The sequence below is a fragment of the Marinibium conchae genome (assembly GCF_015595035.1).
GTDB lineage: Bacteria > Pseudomonadota > Gammaproteobacteria > Enterobacterales > Alteromonadaceae > Glaciecola.
Genome location: NZ_JADNRN010000001.1, coordinates 157,350 through 175,564 on the forward strand (window position 1 = coordinate 157,350; position 18,215 = coordinate 175,564).

General features: G+C 43.9%; 14 protein-coding genes. 9 read left to right on the top strand and 5 right to left on the bottom strand.

Annotation, left to right across the window (positions count from 1 at the left end; translation table 11 throughout):
- Positions 1-189: 189 nt before the first annotated feature.
- From ISG33_RS00655 to ISG33_RS00680, 6 genes are all read left to right on the top strand, one after another.
- Positions 190-558 carry a hypothetical protein gene (locus tag ISG33_RS00655; RefSeq protein WP_195731659.1) on the top strand — a complete coding sequence of 123 codons (369 nt, stop codon included), beginning with the start codon at positions 190-192 and terminating at the stop codon, positions 556-558.
- Between the two features lie 214 nt (positions 559-772).
- Positions 773-1,348: a DUF3016 domain-containing protein gene (locus ISG33_RS00660; RefSeq protein WP_195731660.1), complete on the top strand. Its 576-nt coding sequence runs from the start codon at positions 773-775 to the stop codon at positions 1,346-1,348.
- Positions 1,349-1,541: 193 nt separating this feature from the next.
- The gene (locus ISG33_RS00665; protein WP_195731661.1) at positions 1,542-6,206 is read left to right on the top strand and encodes an ExeM/NucH family extracellular endonuclease; all 4,665 of its coding nucleotides are present in this window, start codon (positions 1,542-1,544) and stop codon (positions 6,204-6,206) included.
- A 110-nt stretch (positions 6,207-6,316) separates the two neighbouring features.
- Positions 6,317-6,787 (top strand): Cys-tRNA(Pro) deacylase, encoded by a 471-nt coding sequence (gene ybaK / locus ISG33_RS00670; RefSeq protein ID WP_195731662.1) that lies wholly within the window; start codon positions 6,317-6,319, stop codon positions 6,785-6,787.
- Between the two features lie 25 nt (positions 6,788-6,812).
- A complete protein-coding gene (locus ISG33_RS00675) occupies positions 6,813-7,307 on the top strand; it encodes a GNAT family N-acetyltransferase (protein ID WP_195731663.1) in 495 nt (164 codons plus the stop codon).
- Position 7,308: 1 nt separating this feature from the next.
- Entirely contained in the window at positions 7,309-7,557 is a 249-nt protein-coding gene (locus tag ISG33_RS00680) for a DUF2164 domain-containing protein (RefSeq protein WP_195731664.1), read from the top strand.
- A 4-nt stretch (positions 7,558-7,561) separates the two neighbouring features.
- Here the strand turns inward: ISG33_RS00680 and ISG33_RS00685 are convergent, their stop codons facing one another.
- Positions 7,562-8,503 (bottom strand): aldose epimerase family protein, encoded by a 942-nt coding sequence (locus tag ISG33_RS00685; protein WP_195731665.1) that lies wholly within the window; start codon positions 8,501-8,503, stop codon positions 7,562-7,564.
- A gap of 48 nt (positions 8,504-8,551) precedes the next feature.
- Positions 8,552-9,007, bottom strand: coding sequence for an Lrp/AsnC family transcriptional regulator (locus tag ISG33_RS00690; RefSeq protein WP_195731666.1), 456 nt, complete (start codon positions 9,005-9,007; stop codon positions 8,552-8,554).
- A 143-nt stretch (positions 9,008-9,150) separates the two neighbouring features.
- Between ISG33_RS00690 and ISG33_RS00695 the strand changes: the two genes are divergently transcribed.
- Positions 9,151-10,371, top strand: coding sequence for a methionine gamma-lyase (locus ISG33_RS00695; protein ID WP_195731667.1), 1,221 nt, complete (start codon positions 9,151-9,153; stop codon positions 10,369-10,371).
- Here ISG33_RS00695 and ISG33_RS00700 read toward each other — a convergent pair.
- The 3 genes from ISG33_RS00700 to ISG33_RS00710 all read right to left on the bottom strand — a co-directional run bounded on the left by ISG33_RS00700 (position 10,348) and on the right by ISG33_RS00710 (position 13,676).
- Positions 10,348-11,229 carry a DMT family transporter gene (locus ISG33_RS00700; protein WP_195731668.1) on the bottom strand — a complete coding sequence of 294 codons (882 nt, stop codon included), beginning with the start codon at positions 11,227-11,229 and terminating at the stop codon, positions 10,348-10,350. The two genes, ISG33_RS00695 and ISG33_RS00700, sit on opposite strands and share 24 nt — an antisense overlap.
- Before the next feature lie 2 nt (positions 11,230-11,231).
- Positions 11,232-12,992 (bottom strand): acyl-CoA dehydrogenase family protein, encoded by a 1,761-nt coding sequence (locus ISG33_RS00705; protein ID WP_195731669.1) that lies wholly within the window; start codon positions 12,990-12,992, stop codon positions 11,232-11,234.
- Positions 12,993-13,166: 174 nt separating this feature from the next.
- A complete protein-coding gene (locus ISG33_RS00710) occupies positions 13,167-13,676 on the bottom strand; it encodes a hypothetical protein (protein WP_195731670.1) in 510 nt (169 codons plus the stop codon).
- Positions 13,677-13,937: 261 nt separating this feature from the next.
- Between ISG33_RS00710 and ISG33_RS00715 the strand changes: the two genes are divergently transcribed.
- Both ISG33_RS00715 and ISG33_RS00720 read left to right on the top strand, forming a co-directional pair.
- On the top strand, positions 13,938-15,008 hold the full coding sequence (locus ISG33_RS00715) for an efflux RND transporter periplasmic adaptor subunit (protein WP_195731671.1): 1,071 nt from the start codon (positions 13,938-13,940) through the stop codon (positions 15,006-15,008).
- An 8-nt stretch (positions 15,009-15,016) separates the two neighbouring features.
- Positions 15,017-18,157: an efflux RND transporter permease subunit gene (locus ISG33_RS00720; RefSeq protein ID WP_195731672.1), complete on the top strand. Its 3,141-nt coding sequence runs from the start codon at positions 15,017-15,019 to the stop codon at positions 18,155-18,157.
- Positions 18,158-18,215: the final 58 nt, after the last annotated feature.

Consider the following 18,215-nt stretch of genomic DNA (forward strand, 5'->3'; position numbering starts at 1 on the left):
CCTTTTCTGATCGTAAAGTCTACGCTTTAGTTATTTTTATTATACCTTTCGCCACTAAAGCTAAGCCGAGAGCAGTTAGAAATATACGAGTGTATTGCCCATAATCATTGTATTTGTCGTATAATTACCTATGATTAGAGCTATAGATATGCGTATATTTTTGCAAACCATAAAGGAACAATTAGAAGCATGTGGCGTACTTTTGTCATCATTATTGAAATTGCTATTCTCATCATTGTGTTGAGAACCTCCTTTGTGCAATATTTTTTATCAGATATTCAGCAAACAGTATCCGGATGGATCGAAGCCGTAGTAGAAATCCCTGAGCAACAAACACTGGCAAATTTGCGAGAAAAATTTTTTTACAACAATATGTCTCTGCAATCTCATCAAACCGACTACATAATTGGGGTGACGTCGTCAAAAGAAGAGCTTCTCGATTTCAAAAAGCGCTATTGCGACGGCAATGATAAAAATCCTTTTATATACGGAACTAACCTTCGACGTTTTTGTCATCATATAGATGAAGTTAAGTTTATAGACGGGCCGAGCTTGTAAAATCTGTATTGTTTTGGCTAAATCTTTGGGAAGAGTACTGAGCAGAAGCACAGAAGCACAGAAACACAGTTCATACAAAGTAGATACTTATCCATCGTAGTCAACGCGGAATATTGAATGCTCCACATCGTGCGGGCTTCATCTGGCAGATACATCGATAGTAAGTCGAGCATTTCATCATTAATCCACAGTGTTAAATCACCGGAGGCAACACATGAATCGTATCAAGCAGTTTTTAATCGCAAATGCGATGATTATCCCCTCGATTGTAAGCTTTGACCTTATGGCTGAAGATAAACCTTCAGAAGTCGCGCTCGAAAAAGAAGAGCGTGTCAGTATTGATTGGGTTGAACCCAAAAAATATAGAGATGTGCGCAGCCCGAATATGTCTCGTAAACGTTTCCGTGAACAAGTGTTTAATGATTTGCATGAATTCTTCAATGAACTTGCTACAGAACTTCCTGAAGGGAAAAGGTTAGCGCTGACTGTAACCAATGTTGATTTGGCCGGCACAGTGCAAGTACCGTCACAGATTGGCATAGGAGGTTCGCTTAATTTTGATCGAGGTTTTGACGAATATCGAGTGTTGAGAGATGTCGACATTCCTCGTTTAAACTTCAGCTACACATTACTTGACGCTGATGGTAATGAGTTAAAGAGTGAGACCGTTAAGCTTAAAGACATGAACTATTTACGTAATGCTTCCATTCGGCGTAGCAGCGAATCTTTGCGTTATGAGAAGCAAATGATAGAGAAGTGGTTTGAGCGTACATTTTTTAAACAGTCTTGAGTTAATATAAATAGTTCTAGGTATTTTCAAAACGAAAAATCCAATAAAAACGGTGCTTTACAAGTGCCGTTTTTTTGTTTGCGAAAGAGGTAGGATCTGTCACATTTTTGTAGTAATTTAGCTATACCATCGTATAGGAAAAAATACCTAACAGTTCTAGCGATAGAATTATAAAACACACGGACAGAAACTCATGAAAATCAAAACCTTAAGTGCCCTTCTGCTAGGCTCTATGAGCTTTGCATCAAGTGCTGACGTATTCATATCAGAATATATAGAGGGCTCGAGCAATAATAAAGCGGTTGAAATATACAATAATAGCGGCACCGCTGTTGAGCTAGGTAATTATCAATTACTTATATATGCTAATGGTGGAGAAAACGCGGGCACCACAATTAATTTGTCCGGTTCATTAGATGCATATAGCACTTATGTTATTGCTGACAATGACTCTGCCGATGCTATCCTTACGCAAGCTCAAATTTTATCTAACTCAAGCTTCTACAATGGCGATGACTATCTTGAGCTTGTGGTTCAAGACGATGCTGGAAATCGTGTTGTTTTAGATACTGTTGGCCAATATCTTGTTGACCCAGGTAGTGCTTACTCGACTACCGTAGAGGGTGTTTTTTATTCTACTCAAAATAGAACATTGGTGCGTCGTAGTAATATCACAATGGGTGATACTGACGGTACTAACGAATTTGACCCAAGTGTTGAATGGGACGTGTTTCCGCAAGACGATTTTTCAAATTTAGGAAGCCACAGTACCGTGGACAGTCCAGATGGCGGCTCTGATGGTAATTCTGAGGGTGGCTCTGAGGGTGGCTCTGACAGCGGTTCAGAAGGTAGCGATAATAACGATGGAAGTGTAAGCGGTGATGTTTGCACAGGCTGCCCTGACTTGTTCCAATTCAAAGACCCAGCAACATTTGATGCGTCAGTTTACTACGCAAGCGTTAACGCGCTAATTAGTTCAGGTAGCGCTACGCCAGCTCAAATAAAAGCCGCATTGAGTGAGGTGATCTCTACTGATATAACCCGTTTATCTTATTCCGAAGTCTGGACAGCGATGACGGTAACTGATGAAGATCCATCAAATAGAGACAACGTTATATTACTTTACTCTGGCCGCTCCATTCCGAAGGCGTCGAATGGCAGTGGAAGCGTAGCATCTAGTGATGGTGATAACTGGAACCGCGAACATACATGGGCTAAAAGCCATGGCTTCCCAGACCAAAATGATGAGCCTTACACCGACATTCATCATCTTCGCCCAACTGATATTTCAGTAAATGCAGCCCGCGGTAATCTTGATTTTGATGAGAGTGATGCCCCGTTAACAGAAGCGCAAATTACGCGAGAGTCTGATCCTGAATTACGCGCTGCAATATTGGCAGCAACTGCAGCAAACTTTGTTGACGCTGACTCCTTCGAGCCACGCGCTGAAGTAAAAGGTGATGTTGCCCGCATGATGTTATACATGGACACACGCTACGAAGCTGGTGGTTCATACACCGACCTGGTATTAGTAAATAGAATTACCTCGACCGGCACGCCGACTCTAGGCAAATTGTGCACCTTATTAAACTGGCACTACGGTGACCCAGTGAGTGATTTTGAACTAAACCGTAACGAGCGTATTTATCAGTATCAAGGTAACCGAAATCCTTTCATTGATAACCCGCAATTAGTGGATGAGATTTATTCACTTGAAACCTGTTCTGATGTCACTGATGGCGGTGATACAGGCGGCTCTGATAATGGTGACGGGTCAGACAACGGCGGCTCCGATAACGGCGACGGCTCTGATAATGGTTCTGGTGAAGAAACAGACAATGGTAACAGTAGCAATGCGCCAATGCTTATTTCTGCGATTTTTGATGCAACGCTTCCCGGCGGCGTACCAAAAGGCATAGAAGTGTTTGTGACTCAAGATATCCCAGACTTATCGGTCTGCGGTATTGATCGCGGCTCAAATGGTAACCTTCCTGATGGTTCTGTTTATAGCATTGATATAGGCGGCGACAATTCAGCTAAACAAGGTGACTTCCTCTACTTTGCATCTGATATCGAGAACTTTAGTGCTTACTTTGGTTTTGCGCCAAACGGTGTTACCGGTGAACTCAATAATAATGGCGATGATGTAGTACAACTTGTTTGTAATGGTAGCGTGGCCGACACTTACGGTGTTCCTGGTGTAGATGGTAGTGGTGAAGTTTGGGAGTATACTGATGGCTTTGCATACCGTGTTAATGATTCTAGCCCCAGTGCTACTTTTGACTCAGCGCAATGGAGCATTAGTGGGCGTGATGCTCTTGATAACATCACTGCTAACGACTTAATTCCATTAGCATCATTTACCCGCACCGCAGGTGGCCTGATTATTTCAGAATATGTTGAAGGGTCTAGTTTTAACAAAATTCTTGAAATCGCAAACCTTACCGGCAGCGATGTAGACTTAAGTGAATACAGCATACGTGTTTATGCGAACGGTAATCCTGCAATAACAGGTGAGAGCCAGCTCGAAGGTATATTAGCCGCAAACTCAGTATTCGTTATTTCTAACCCTGTAGCAGATATCGCCGGAACAGATGTGGTCGATATGGTGTCATCAATACTAAGCTTTAATGGTGATGATGCCGTGGCTTTGGCTGATGCAAATGGCAACATCGACGTGATTGGTCAAATTGGCGTTAGAACGGTTTGGGGCTCAGGTGATATCAGAACTCAAAACGATACTATTCGCAGAAAGTTGAGTGTGACTGTTGGTGATAGTGACGGAAGTGATGAGTTTGACCCAGCTGTTGAATGGGACGGTTTTCCTCAAAATGATACCAGTGATATCGGCTTTTATGCAGGTTTCCCAGATGGTGGCAATGGCGACGGCGGTGACGGATCTGGCGAACAAACAGATGAAGAGCTACTCGGTTTCTGTTTCGATGATGCAACACGCATTCATGCTGTGCAAGGTGAAGGAGAGTCTTCGCCATTAATCGGTCAACAAGTGGTTGTTGAAGGCGTTGTTACTTTAGTTACACCGTCGCTGAATGGCTTCTTCATGCAGGAAGAGGACACTGACGTAGATAATAACCCACTCACTTCTGAAGGTGTTTTTGTTTTCACTTCCTTTGAGGGTGTAGAGCTTCAAAGTGGCGATGTTATACGTGTGCTAGGTACTGTTGATGAAAACTTTGATAGAACGCAAATAAATGCAACGCTCTTGTCTGCTTCTTGTACAAGTGACCTAGCAAGCGCAAGTGAAGTAACGCTGCCACTAGGCCCTGAAGAAAGCCTAGAATCAGTAGAGAACATGCTCATAACTAGTGCGCAAGAATGGTTTGTGACCGACTTAAGCAATTACGGGCGTTTTGGTGAGCTCGCTTTGTCTAGTGAAGTGAAATACAGCCCAACCCATCTATTTGCTGCAGATAGCGCAGAGGCGGCAGAGCTCAACGACAAGAACCAACGCAATCGTATTGTTCTTGACGATTTGCTTAACGGCACGGCTCAAGAACTTGTCTATCCTGTTGGTGGTTTTGATGCAAGTAACCCCGTGCGCATCGGCGATTCTTTTGTTAGCGTGACAGGTGTGCTCGATTATGGTTTTAATAATTATAGAATTCGTCCTGTTGATAGCTTAACGCTTGAGCAAAATAACCCGAGACAAGAAGCTCCAGAACTTGAAGAAGGTAACCTGAAGGTAGCTAGCTTCAATGTTCTTAACCTATTCAATGGTGATGGCACGGGCAATGGCTTCCCAACGGCTCGTGGCGCTGGAACTTTTGAAGAGTATCAATTACAACTGCAGAAAATCACCAATGCAATTATTGCGATTGACGCTGATGTAATCGGCTTAATGGAAATTGAAAATGATGGTTTCGATGAGCTCAGTTCGATTGCTCAACTGGTTGACAATATCAATTCTACCTTAGGTGGCGATGTCTATAGCTTCGTGAATGCAGGTGAGCCTCAAGGTACTGATGAAATTTCAGTTGGTCTGTTGTACAAAACGTCGACAGTGAGCCTTGATGGCGCATTGAAAGTGTTGACCTCAGACAACTCGATACTTGATGAGAATGGTGCGCCATTATTCGATACTAGTTTAAATCGACCGTCTTTTGCCCAAGCTTTCACATTGAACGAGAGCGACAAAGCCTTCGTTGTCAACGTTAACCACTTGAAGTCAAAAGGGTTTAGCAGTCGCTGTAATCAACCTAACGATAGCGACACGCTAGCTGGTAACTGCAATGTAACGCGTGATAGAGCGGCTCAAGCACTCAACGTGTGGTTGGCTGAGCAGTATCAGGACACACCCATTATGATAATTGGTGATCTAAATGCTTATGCGAAAGAAGATCCGATTCAAACTTTGTTGAATGCTGGTTTCAAAGATGTAGCGCGTGAACTAGATGGCCCGTTGGCTTATAGCTATCGTTTTGCTGGGCAACTTGGTTCATTAGACTATGCATTAGCAAACGAAGCTGCGTTTGAACTCGTCGTTGACGTTACCGAATGGCATATTAACGCAGATGAGTATGCTGGCTTAGATTACAGCCTTGGTTTCCCACGTTCTAGCGCCGACAAGCCAGCGAGCTTCTTGAGTGAAAACGTTTATCGCTCGTCAGACCATGATCCTGTTATTGTGAGCCTACTCTTAGAAGCTGACCCAGCGATATTTGGCGATGTTAATGCTGATGGCGTTGTGAACTTTAGAGATTACATTGAAATCATACGTGCTTTTGGTGCTAGAGAAGGCAGCGGTCGCTACAATGCTGCAGCCGACCTCGACAATAGCGGCCGTATAAGCTTCCGCGATGTTTACATTTGGTGGCTTGCGTATTTATTCAATAGATAAGCTTTAGCTAACAATACATAAATCAAGCCAGCCTCATTATATGACGCTGGCTTTTTTGTGACTCTCAGCTTTAATTATGTGCAATGACATTTTGTAGAAAGGGAGCTAGTGTGACACCCGCTGTTAATATTTTGAAAAAACAAAAACAGACCTATGAATTATTGCAGTACGAGCATGAAGCTGGGGCGGAAAGTTATGCGAGTGAGGCCGCTGAAAAACTGAATTTGCCCGTTCAAGCGGTATTTAAAACCTTGTTAGTTGAGCTTGATACTGACGAATTAGTTGTTGCCTTGTTACCCGCAGATAGTAAGCTAAGCATGAAGAAACTAGCCAAAGCTTGTGGCGTGAAAAAAGCAAAGATGGCTGATGCTCAAAAAGTACAAAAAGTAACGGGTTATGTACTTGGCGGTGTATCACCTTTTGGGCAGAAGCGACGACTTAATACAATCATAGATAGCAGTGCTCAAAACCAATCACGAATATTTGTTAGCGGTGGTCGTCGGGGGCTTGAAATTGCGGTTACAGCACAAGTTATCGAACGGCTATTAAATGCAAGCTTTATTGATTTAAAGGCGCTCTAAAAAGCTGTGGTAAAGGAAGACAGAGATGAATATAGAGATTAAAAGAGTAGACTATTCCGATAAGGCACAAGCTGCGGATCTACTTCATTTACTAAATGATTATGCCCAAGATCCAATGGGCGGCGCACAAGCATTATCGGATAACACAATGGCAGGCTTAATTGACGCACTTAAAAGCCGTAGCTTTATGTTTTCGCTTATCTGCTATGTTGATGACGAAGCCGCAGCGTTCACTAATTGTATTGAAAGTTTCTCTACTTTTAAGTGCAAACCCCTTATCAATATTCATGATTTTGCTGTTAAGAAGACATTTCGAGGCTTGAATCTGAGCCAACGATTGCTGGCTGAAGTTGAGCTTATTGCCAAGGAAATGGGTTGCTGCAAGCTCACCTTAGAAGTTTTAGAGGGTAACCTCGCAGCAAAAAACGCTTACTTGAAAGCCGGTTTTAGTGCCTACGAGCTTGATCCTGAAATGGGGAGCGCGTTATTTTGGGAAAAGCCTCTTCTAACGGAGTGTTAATATGAGCATAAAGTTTAGCGCTCAAGAGAAAGAGATACTGATACATAAGTTACAAGCCTATATGAGCAAAGAACTCGATTTCGAACTTGGGCAATTTGACGGCGACTTTTTGCTCGACTTCATCAGTGAAGAGATGGGCGCCTATTTCTACAATCGTGGTTTATATGATGCTAAGCTCAGAGTTGAAGAAAAAATTGCCCAAATCGATGAAGCCTTATACGAGATTGAACAGCCGACTAGCCTTCGTTAGCCTACTAAATCTGCTTATATCGATAAACCACATAACGCTGATATTCCTCGCCTGGGCGCAGAATATCATGCGCTAGCCCGTCGTGATTAATTGCATCTGGATAGCCTTGTGCTTCTAAGCATACGGCTGATTGTGGTTGTGCTAAGAAGTTCCCAGTATAAAGTTGCAGTCCTACATGATCTGATTCCACCGTCAGTTCAAGCCCGTTTTTTAGCGATTTAAGCGTGGCCATTTCACTTGAAGTTACCCTGTAACAGTGATCGTATACGCCTTCTTGTAATTTGCTAGCGAGGGTCGCAGTTTTAGTAAAGTCAAAGCGAGTATCTTTAACGGGTGTAAAGTCTCCTAGAGGAATACTTTGATCATCAACTTCCAAGTAGGCATCGCCTTGAATTTGAAGGCTGAGATTATGAATACTCGACTCGCCCATTGTAAAGTAAACGTGATTACACAAATTGATGGGTGTTGCTTTGCTACTTGTTGCTTTAAATTCAAATTTAAGCGCGTTATCCTCACTCAAGCTATAAATGATATCGACTGCAAGATCACCAGGAAAACCTTGGTCTCCGTCACCTGATAGTAAACTGAACTTAATTCGCGACTGAGTCGAGTCTACGCCGTCGCTTATCCATCGACGCTTTGAGAAACCATATTGTCCGCCATGGAGATTATTCGCGCCTTCGTTTGCGCTCAGTGTGAAGTGTTCGCCATCTAGGGTAAATTGGGCGCCAGAAATGCGGTTTGCGGTCCTTCCGCAAGTAGCTCCCATGTATGAGTCGTCGTTAATTATCGCTTCGTCAGAGTCATGGTTTTGAGTGGTTTCGACCAATTTACCCTCTCTATTAGGTACTTTGATAGAGAGTATTCTTGCGCCTAAGTCACAGAGTTCTACTTCCATGCCATTTTGGTTTTGTAAAGTGTATCGTTTCAAACTACTTGATGTCATTTATCTGTTCCGTCGGCGCTTATTGCCATTAAATAAGTGAAAATTAAACTAAATGGGAGGGAATACGCCCGTTTTTTTAACCGTTCCATAGGCAAAACTAGTATCTATTGACGCAATGCTGCCAATAGGGTGAAGTACTTTTCTTACAAAAACTTCGTAGGCCTGTAAATCCGCGACTACTATTTTTAATAAATAATCCGAAACTCCCGTCATGACATAGCACTCTAATACTTGTTCAGCAAATTCAATATGTTGCTCAAAATTTGAGACAATATCGGCGCTGTGTTTTTCTAGTTGTACGCGAGCAAAAACGGTAATAGGTAAGCCATAGGCTTGAGCATCTACCTCTACGCCATAGCTTTTTATAACGCCTTGTGACTCTAGGTTTCTTAGTCGACGTAAGCAAGGTGAGGGGCTTAAATTGACTTTATTGGCAAGTTCTTGGTTACTCATTCGCCCATCTGTTTGAAGCTCACGAATGATTTCTCTGTCTTTATTATCCATAGTGGTCTTACCTGAGTTGACTATATCATCCAAGATTTTGGCATATTATGCCAATATCGCTGTGAATTGATAGCTAAGAAACACGAATTCACCTCTTTTATAGGCATATAATGTGAAAAACGTGAATATGGCATTGAACTTACATGACAACTCAATCAACAAACTTCTCTACTTTAGCAATTCATTACGGCTACGATGCGCAAAAAAACGAAGGCTCTCTCACGCCTCCAATACACTTAAGCTCTACTTTCACTTTCGAAAGCGCCGAAGTGGGCGGTGAGATGTTTGCTGGGGAGAGAGAGGGTCACTTTTACTCACGAATTTCAAATCCGACGCTTGATATCTTAGAGAAAAGAATTGCGGCACTTGAAAACACCGAAGCCGGCCTTGCTTTGGCCTCTGGTATAGCCGCTATTTCTTCTACAATGTGGACACTGCTGCGTCCTGGCGATGAAATTATTGTCGATAAAACCCTGTATGGTTGTACATTTAGTTTCTTACATCATGGCTTGGCGAAATTTGGTATCAAAGTAACTCACGTCGACCTTTCTAGCATCGATGCGCTTAAAGCTGCGATATCAAATCAATGCAAAGTTGTTTATTTTGAAACACCGGCTAATCCTAACATGCGTTTGGTTGATATTAAGGCTGTGAGCGCCGTAGCACATGAGCTAGGTGCAACAGTTGTGGTGGATAACACTTATGCAACACCCTACCTTAGCCAACCCATTTCCTTGGGGGCTGATTTGGTCGTACATTCTGCTACCAAATACTTAGGCGGCCACGGTGATTTGGTTGCGGGCCTGATCGCTGGGCCAAAAGCAATCATCGACGAAATCCGTTTGTACGGAATGAAGGACATGACTGGAGCCTGCATGGCGCCTTTTAATGCGATGCTAGTTATGCGCGGCATGAAAACCTTAGCCTTAAGAATGGATAGGCATTGCAGCAGTGCAATGAGGGTGGCCAAAATGTTAGAGGCGCATCCCAGCGTTGAGAAGGTTTGTTACCCAGGTTTAAAGAGTTTTGCTCAACACGCTTTAGCTAAGGAGCAAATGTCAGATTTCGGCGGCATGATTACTTTTGAAGTAAAAGGTGGGGTAGAGGCTGGGATCAAAATGATGAACCAACTCACGATGATCCAACGAGCGGTATCTCTAGGTGATGCCGAAAGCTTAATACAACACCCAGCAAGTATGACTCACTCAACTTACACGCCTGAAGAAAGGGCTGAACACGGAATTAGTGATGGTCTAATTCGTTTGTCGGTAGGTTTGGAGGATGTAAGCGATATTCTTGATGATTTGCAGCGTGCGCTTGGTGCCGTATCGCAAAATGAATCAAGTTTGCTCGGACTTTCCTGATTGCCAAACCACGAGTGCAACGCCACCTAAAATACTCGCAGAGGCAATGATGAGTCGTAAAGTGATGCTCTCTTGAACCCAGATGAGACCACCTATTGTAGCAATTATCGGCACGGTCAGTTGTAAGGTGGCAGCTGATGCTGCCTTCAAACTTGGCAGTACGGCATACCATATCGCATAACCAAGGCCAGAAGTAATGGCACCAGACGCGATGGCTAACCCTAAACCGTGGGCGTCAATATGAAATTTGCCGATGGGTAGAACGAGCATTAAGACCAATAGAGCTAAACAATAGGGTAGTGCCCGCAAAAAATTTTCGGTGGTGGCTAGGGTTGGTTCACCAGCTGTTTTACCCTTGATAGAATAGACTCCCCAGGCAATACCAGAACACATCATCAATAACGCGCCAAACAATGGCGGTGCACTCAAACCTGGCAGTAATAAATAAACCAAACCTGCAATTGCGAAAATGAAGCCTGTCCATTGCAGCAGATTCAAACGGAGCCCTTTGAATATAGCTACCCCAAGCATGGTTATTTGAACGCTGGCGAATAGGATTAAAGCACCAGTGCCGGTTGCAAGGCTTATGTAAGCAAAAGAAAAAGCCGCTGCATAAATAAACAAGGAAAGACCACTCACCCAATCACTGTGCTTAAAATTCACACCTGACAAGCTCAGCTTGTTAGGCGTCAACAATAAGCAGATTATGCCTAGGGTAATCGCCCCGCTGACTATTCTAATGCTAGTGAAGGAAGTCGGGTCAATGCTCCCGCCCTCAAGAGCAAGCCTGCAGAGAACTGAATTCCCTGCAAAAGCTAGGAGCGCTAGGCTTGTCTTGAATACGAGGGTAAAGTTCAAGACTATACGTAATCGAACTGTTGATCTTGAAGTGCGAGTAAATCATCGGCAGCTGCAAGCACCACAGACTTATGTACATCTTTTCTCGGTAATAGGCGCTTAATAAAGAAGTTAGCTGTGTTTGCTTTACCTTCTTTAATAAGTTCATTCGACGAGTTAGCAGCAGTACTTGCCATGTCGAGCCACAAAATTCCCAATATACAATAGGCACTGTAGTGAAGGTAGTCAGTAGCCGCGCCAGCTACATTTTCAGGGCTAGCTCCCAATAAGTTAGTTGAAGTATCTCGCCACTCATTCAACAAGTCTTCAGCTTGCTGCTTACGCCCCGCGTCTGCCATTACTGCAATTCGGCTAGCAAGCAATTCAAGCGTTGCATTTAACATATCGCCGCCATCACGAGTGAGCTTTCTGCCAATGAGGTCAGCTGCCTGTATACCGTTGGTGCCTTCATATAGCTGGGCGATACGCGTATCTCGCACTAATTGCTCCATGCCCCATTCGCGCACATAACCATGACCACCATAAACTTGTATGCCGATGTTAGTCACCTCAGTTCCCATATCTGTCATGAACCCTTTACAAATAGGGGTAAGAAAGGCAATGACCTTTTTGGCTTTGTCGTGACGCTCATCGCTAGTATATTTTTCAACATCCATTTGATGTGCATAGAGCATAGATAATGCTCTGCAGCCTTCGGTAAGGGCTTTTTGAGTCAATAGCATTTTTTTCACGTCAGGCTGATGGATAATCGCATCGGCTTTGCTTTCAGGTTGCTGAACGCCCTGAGGTGCGCGAGACTGCATGCGTTCGCGCGCATATTGCAGTGCACCTTGGAACGAGGCTTCAGCTGCACCAAGACCTTGTAGGCCGACTTGGAATCTGGCGTCGTTCATCATAGTAAACATGCACGCTAAGCCTTTATTTTCCTCCCCTACGAGCCAACCCTTAGCTTCGTCATAGTTCATAACACAGGTAGGACTGGCCTTGATACCCATTTTCTTTTCAATACTTCCTACGCTTACTGCGTTGCGTTCAGCAGGTTGACCTTGCTCATCCAGCAGAAATTTGGGTACTAGAAATAGGCTGATACCACGAACACCAGGAGGTGCATCGGGCAAGCGCGCAAGTACCAGGTGTATGATGTTATCAGTCCAATCTTGATCGCCCCCAGTAATAAATATTTTATTGCCGGTAATGGTATACGAGCCATCTGCCTGCGGCAGGGCTTTTGTGTTCAATAGCGCTAAATCGGTGCCAGCGTGAGGTTCAGTAAGGTTCATGGTGCCTGTCCATTCTCCACTGATTAGCTTGGGTAAATAAGCTGTTTTGAGCTCTTCGCTAGCATGTTTATCGACTGCTAGTACCGCGCTTTCTGTCAGCATCGTTGTTAAGCGCCAACTTAGATTGGCAGAGTTAAGCATTTCATGAACGGGTACCGCTGCAGAATAGGGTAGGTCTTGGCCATCAAAGTCAGGGTTGCCAAGCATCGCATTCCAGCCGTTGGCTACGTATTCGTGGTAGGCCTCTGCAAATCCAGTTGGGGTAGATACTTGGCCATCAACGAGCTTACAACCCTCTTCGTCGCCTTCCCTGTTGAGGGGGGCAACCGCTTCTTCTGCAAACTTTGCACCTTGTGCAATTATTTCGTTAACGAGCTCAGCATCCATGCCCTCAGCACCAACGCTTTGATAGTGCTCGTCGATACCAAGCCAATCATTGAGAAGAAACTGAAAGTCTGCAATAGGGGCTTTGAACTGGGGCATATAAACTCCGATAAAATTAGTGGTTATCAAAAATTGAAATTTGCTAATGCTCTTAAAATTGCTTGCACTAAGCACATCGCAATTCTATGTATCATTCGCATTATTATTTGTCGTTAAAATACGCGAAAATCTCATAAATGGACGTATTTTGTACTGAAAAAGTGCATAAAGCTGCTATTTGTTAGATTCTACAAAACCTATCGCAACATAACCATCTCTATACATAATTAAATTATCTGGGTGTGTCCAATTATCGGTGCGAGTGTCAAAAGGATTAACGAAATGTATTTCAGCGACACTACTACTGGCCCAATCTGGTGGCTCCACCTTTACATCAAATGCATCAAAGCCACCTGATAGATGGCATTTAAATAAGTGTGTACCGTCCGGCGTAATACTCAAAAGCTGATCAACCTCAACATTGAAGCCGGTATTTTCCCACATTTGACGATGCGCTGTGCATTGTGCCGATTCGTTTGAAAGAGAATCACCAATTGCTAGGTCATATAGGCCAGTTGAGGCTCGTTCAAGCACGAGCAACGAGTTTTGTACTCTAATTAAACAAGCTGAGGGCCCTTGATAGTCTCCCTCAAAGGCATTTGATACTCTGCAAGTGGGCGATGGCGGAGGAACTTCAGAACAAGCGACCAAGCAAAAAGCGATGGCAATATAAAATAGTTTCAATCCGTATTTCTCTGTAATCAGTAAACAAAGCGCATGCTATAAACAGTACTGCTCAACTAGGTGTTAATCAAGTTATCTTGAGAATAAAAAAATAAAATGAGAACAAGCAAAATCAGGCACTTGAACTACACTTAGCGTATAAATCTGAGCAGCTTATATCGAAGTATTTGCTACATGCAGATAAGGCAATTAAACACTCATAGCAAGCGCATGAACGCCGCATCATAAGGCTCTGCCTTGCTGTATTAGATAGGACGTAAAATGACCAAATTTGTGAAAATCTCTCCTTTATTCATTGGGGCAATAGCATTGTTGGGTTTTGTAATATATCTCAACTTGCCTGCTCAAGAAGAAGATGCGCAGCAACGTGGCCGAGGGAGTACGCAGGTGGTTGTTGCTGAGGCGCAAAACCAAGCTTTCCCAATTGTTGTTGAGGCGCTAGGTACGGCAGTTGCTAACGAGTCTGTTAATTTGACGGCACAGCAAGCCGAGACCGTAAAAACGGTACTGTTTGAAGATGGTGATATCGTAGAAAAAGGACAGTTACTGATCGAGCTAAATGACCAACAAGAACGCGCAAGAGTGAACGAGCTTTCAATTAACTTAGCCGAAGCAAAGCGCCAATTAACAAGAATAAGAGATTTAGCAAAGCAAAATGTGGCATCCGAGCAGTTACTCGACGAGCAAATTGCCCGAGTCGATGCGATAAGCGCTCAAAAAGATGTTGCCGATGCGCAGTTGGCAGAATTGAAAGTCAGTGCGCCTTTTGCAGGACGTTTGGGCATTCGTCAAGTAAGTATAGGCTCTTTGGTTCGTCCGGGTGATCTTATTTCAACCCTTGATGATTTGAGTATTGTGAAAGTCGATTTTAGTATCTCAGAGCTTCATCTAGCTAGCGTTGCAACCGGACAAGCTATCGCAGCTTCTTCCATTGCCTATCCAGGAGAGCTATTTAAAGGCGAAATAAGCAGTATCGATTCTCGCATAGATCCTGTCACCCGAGCGATACAAGTGCGCGCGCAAATTCCAAACCCTGATTATCGTTTACGTCCTGGTATGCTATTGCAAATCAATGTAGAAAAACGAGTGGTAGATGCGCTTGTTATTCCCGAACAAGCATTAATTCCTGAAGGGGAATCACAATTTGTGTATCTTGTGGACGAGGAAGCTATTGCCCGCAAAACCAAAGTGAGAGTAGGCCAGCGAAAGCCAGGATGGGTGCAGATCCTTGATGGGCTAGATGAGGGCCAGAAAGTGGTCATTGAAGGTACGCTGAAAGTGAGAGATGGTGCGAAAGTTGAGCCCATTGCCGCCACTAAAACTGAGCAATAGGAGTCACTATGTTACTTTCAGATATATCGGTAAAGCGTCCGGTTTTTGCATCCGTTGTCAATCTTATCTTATTGGTGTTTGGTATTGTTGCCATTAGCTTTTTGTCGCTTCGAGAATATCCCGACATCGACCCTCCTATAGTATCGATTAATACGAACTATCCAGGGGCTTCGGCGGAAATTATTGAAACTCGTATTACACAACTCCTTGAAGACAGGATAAGCGGTATTGAAGGCATTAAGAATATTAATTCCTCTAGTCGTAATGGGCGCTCCAGTATCACAATAGAATTTAATCTGAGTCGTGATATTGATGCCGCTTCAAATGATGTGCGTGAGCGAGTGTCACGTGCTTTAAACAACTTACCCGACCAAGCGCTCCCTCCTGAAGTGTCAAAATCAAATAGCGATGAAGATGTTATCGTTTGGTACAACCTTCGCAGTACCAACCTTAATACCATGGAGTTAACCGATTATGCCGACCGTTTTATAGTTGACCGACTGTCAACTGCCGAAGGTGTTGCTAGAGTGCAAATTGGTGGCGGTCGTACCTATGCGATGAAGGTATGGCTTGATCGCAATGCGATGGCTGCACGTGGTATCACTGTGGGCGATATCGAGAGAGTAATTCGCTCTGAGAATGTCGAACTTCCAGCAGGCAGAGTGGAATCAAATGAGCGCGACTTTGATGTTCGAGTAGCCCGCTCCTTTCTTAGTCCTAAAGATTTTGCCAATCTTACAATTAAGGCTGGTATCGACGGTTTTTTGATTCGCCTGTCTGAAGTTGCCACCGTCGAACTTGCAGCAGAAGATGATGAAACTGATTTCCGTGGTGACGGCGTTAACATGATCGGACTTGGCATTGTCAAACAATCAAAAGCCAACACGCTGGAAGTTGCTCGTTCTGCGCGGGAAGCCATTAAAAGAATCGAAGCTACATTACCGTCAAACATTTATGTTGTGGCAAGTTACGATTCCTCCGTATTTATCGAAGAGTCCATTAATGAAGTTTACAACACCCTAGGCATTGCGATGTTCATGGTAATCGTGGTTATTTATCTCTTTTTAGGGAATGTCCGGGCCACTATCATTCCGGCGCTGACTGTTCCTGTTTCTTTGGTTGCCGCCTTTATCGTCATGTATATGTTAGGTTTCTCAATTAACCTTCTGACTCTACTTGCCTTAGTGTTGGCGATAGGCTTAGTCGTAGATGATGCTATTGTGGTGCTTGAGAATATTTATCGCCGTATAGAGCTCGGAGAGCCGCCTTTACTCGCTGCTTTTCGAGGCGCAAAAGAAGTTGGCTTTGCCGTAATCGCGACGACGCTAGTATTGATTTCAGTGTTTCTGCCATTAGTCTTTTTGGAAGGAAATATAGGCCGGCTGTTTACTGAATTTGCTATTGCGATAGCAGCAGCGGTTGCCTTTTCGAGTTTCACCGCACTCACCTTGTCGCCCATGTTAGCGTCGAAAATTCTTAAAAAACGCGAGCGTAGCTCAGGTTTTGGCCGCTGGGTTGATGTCAGCTTCAAAAAGTTGGAGTTGCGTTATTACAAGAGCTTAGGTACTACCATTAAACAACCTTTCATTATGTTGTTTATTGTCATTATAAGCATTGTTGCCCTGGTGCAATTACAAAGTAAGATTCCAGAAGAGTTTGTGCCCCGTGAAGACCGCGGTAACTTTTTTATCCTCATGCAAGCGCAAGAGGGAGCGAGTTATGAAAGTAATGCTAGAAATCTCAAAGTTATCGAAGATATCCTTCTGCCTTATAAGGAAGCAGGAGAGGCCAAGCGTATTTTAGTAAGAACCCCTGGCTTCGGTGGTACCGCCGGTATTGCGATTGTTGGTGCTGCGGATTGGGACACTCGCGAACGAGACACCTTCGCGCTAATGAATGAGATCAGCGGCAAGCTTTCTCAGATACCTGATGTAAGAGCTTTTGCTATTATGCGTTCAGCTTTAGGCGGAAGAGGGCTTGGGCGTCCTGTGCAATTTGTTTTGCAAGGAAATACCTATGAAGAGCTAATTTCTTGGCGGGACATCGTCATGGAGAAAGCCGCTGAAAACCCAAAATTATTGCGCCTAGATTCCGACTACAAAGAAACCTCTCCGCAATTGCTGGTTAATATCGACCGTGATAGAGCGGCTGACCTTGGTGTGTCAATTTCTGAGGTTGGTCGCACCTTAGAAACAATGCTGGGTCAACGTCGAGTATCTACTTACCTCGACAGAGGCCAAGAGTATGACGTTGTCATGGAGGGTAATGAAGCAGATTATCGAAGCCCTAACAGTATCGACAATATTTATGTACGTTCGGATCGAACGGGTGAGCTTATTCCCATGGATAACTTACTGAATATCTCTGAGCGTGCAACGTCTAACACACTTAATCGATACAACCGCATGCGCGCTATCACCATCAGCGCGAATTTAGCCGATGATTATACCGTCGGTGAAGCCCTCGCTTATCTTGAAAATATCGTCGCAACCGAATTGCCTGAAGGAGTATCCATTGACTACAAAGGGCAATCGCAACTCTACCAAGAGTCCGGTTCATCCTTCATCTTCATTTTTGCCTTAGCACTTGCCGTCACTTACCTAGTCTTAGCGGCGCAATTTGAGAGTTGGATCCATCCTTTAGTTATCATGTTAACCGTGCCGCTAGCGTTGGTGGGAGCCTATGTTGGGCTTTATTTCGCTGGCATGTCACTGAATATTTATAGTCAGATAGGCTTAGTTATGCTGATAGGCCTTGCCGCTAAAAATGGCATACTGATCGTTGAGTTTGCCAATCAATTACGCGACAGTGGTGTAGAGTTTGAAGAGGCCTTAAAAAAGGCATCTATGCTGCGTTTACGCCCTATAGTTATGACCGGTTTCACAACTGTTTTTAGCTCGTTGCCCTTAGTGTTAGCCTCTGGACCAGGTGCAGAATCCAGAGCGGTGATCGGGATGGTTATTTTTGCCGGTGTTCTTTTTTCAGCATTTATGACTTTGTTTATTGTGCCTACTGCTTATGCGTATCTTGCTCGTGGAACAGGCTCACCAGAAAAACGAACGAAGAAGTTAGAAGAGTTAGAAAAAGAACTGCCTTATGCTAAGGGAGAGCGTGAGCTTACGGTTAATGACCTTAGCAAAGCGGAGTAGACGAGCATTTACAAGCCTTTGTTAAGCTCATAGCAAAACTATCAGCATAAAAAAACTC

Coding starts and splice junctions, on each gene's coding strand:
- ISG33_RS00655 (WP_195731659.1), top strand. CDS start 190: ATGTGGCGTACTTTTGTCATCATTATTGAAATTGCTATTCTCATCATT.
- ISG33_RS00660 (WP_195731660.1), top strand. CDS start 773: ATGAATCGTATCAAGCAGTTTTTAATCGCAAATGCGATGATTATCCCC.
- ISG33_RS00665 (WP_195731661.1), top strand. CDS start 1,542: ATGAAAATCAAAACCTTAAGTGCCCTTCTGCTAGGCTCTATGAGCTTT.
- ISG33_RS00675 (WP_195731663.1), top strand. CDS start 6,813: ATGAATATAGAGATTAAAAGAGTAGACTATTCCGATAAGGCACAAGCT.
- ISG33_RS00680 (WP_195731664.1), top strand. CDS start 7,309: ATGAGCATAAAGTTTAGCGCTCAAGAGAAAGAGATACTGATACATAAG.
- ISG33_RS00685 (WP_195731665.1), bottom strand. CDS start 8,503: ATGACATCAAGTAGTTTGAAACGATACACTTTACAAAACCAAAATGGC.
- ISG33_RS00690 (WP_195731666.1), bottom strand. CDS start 9,007: ATGGATAATAAAGACAGAGAAATCATTCGTGAGCTTCAAACAGATGGG.
- ISG33_RS00695 (WP_195731667.1), top strand. CDS start 9,151: ATGACAACTCAATCAACAAACTTCTCTACTTTAGCAATTCATTACGGC.
- ISG33_RS00705 (WP_195731669.1), bottom strand. CDS start 12,992: ATGCCCCAGTTCAAAGCCCCTATTGCAGACTTTCAGTTTCTTCTCAAT.
- ISG33_RS00715 (WP_195731671.1), top strand. CDS start 13,938: ATGACCAAATTTGTGAAAATCTCTCCTTTATTCATTGGGGCAATAGCA.
- ISG33_RS00720 (WP_195731672.1), top strand. CDS start 15,017: ATGTTACTTTCAGATATATCGGTAAAGCGTCCGGTTTTTGCATCCGTT.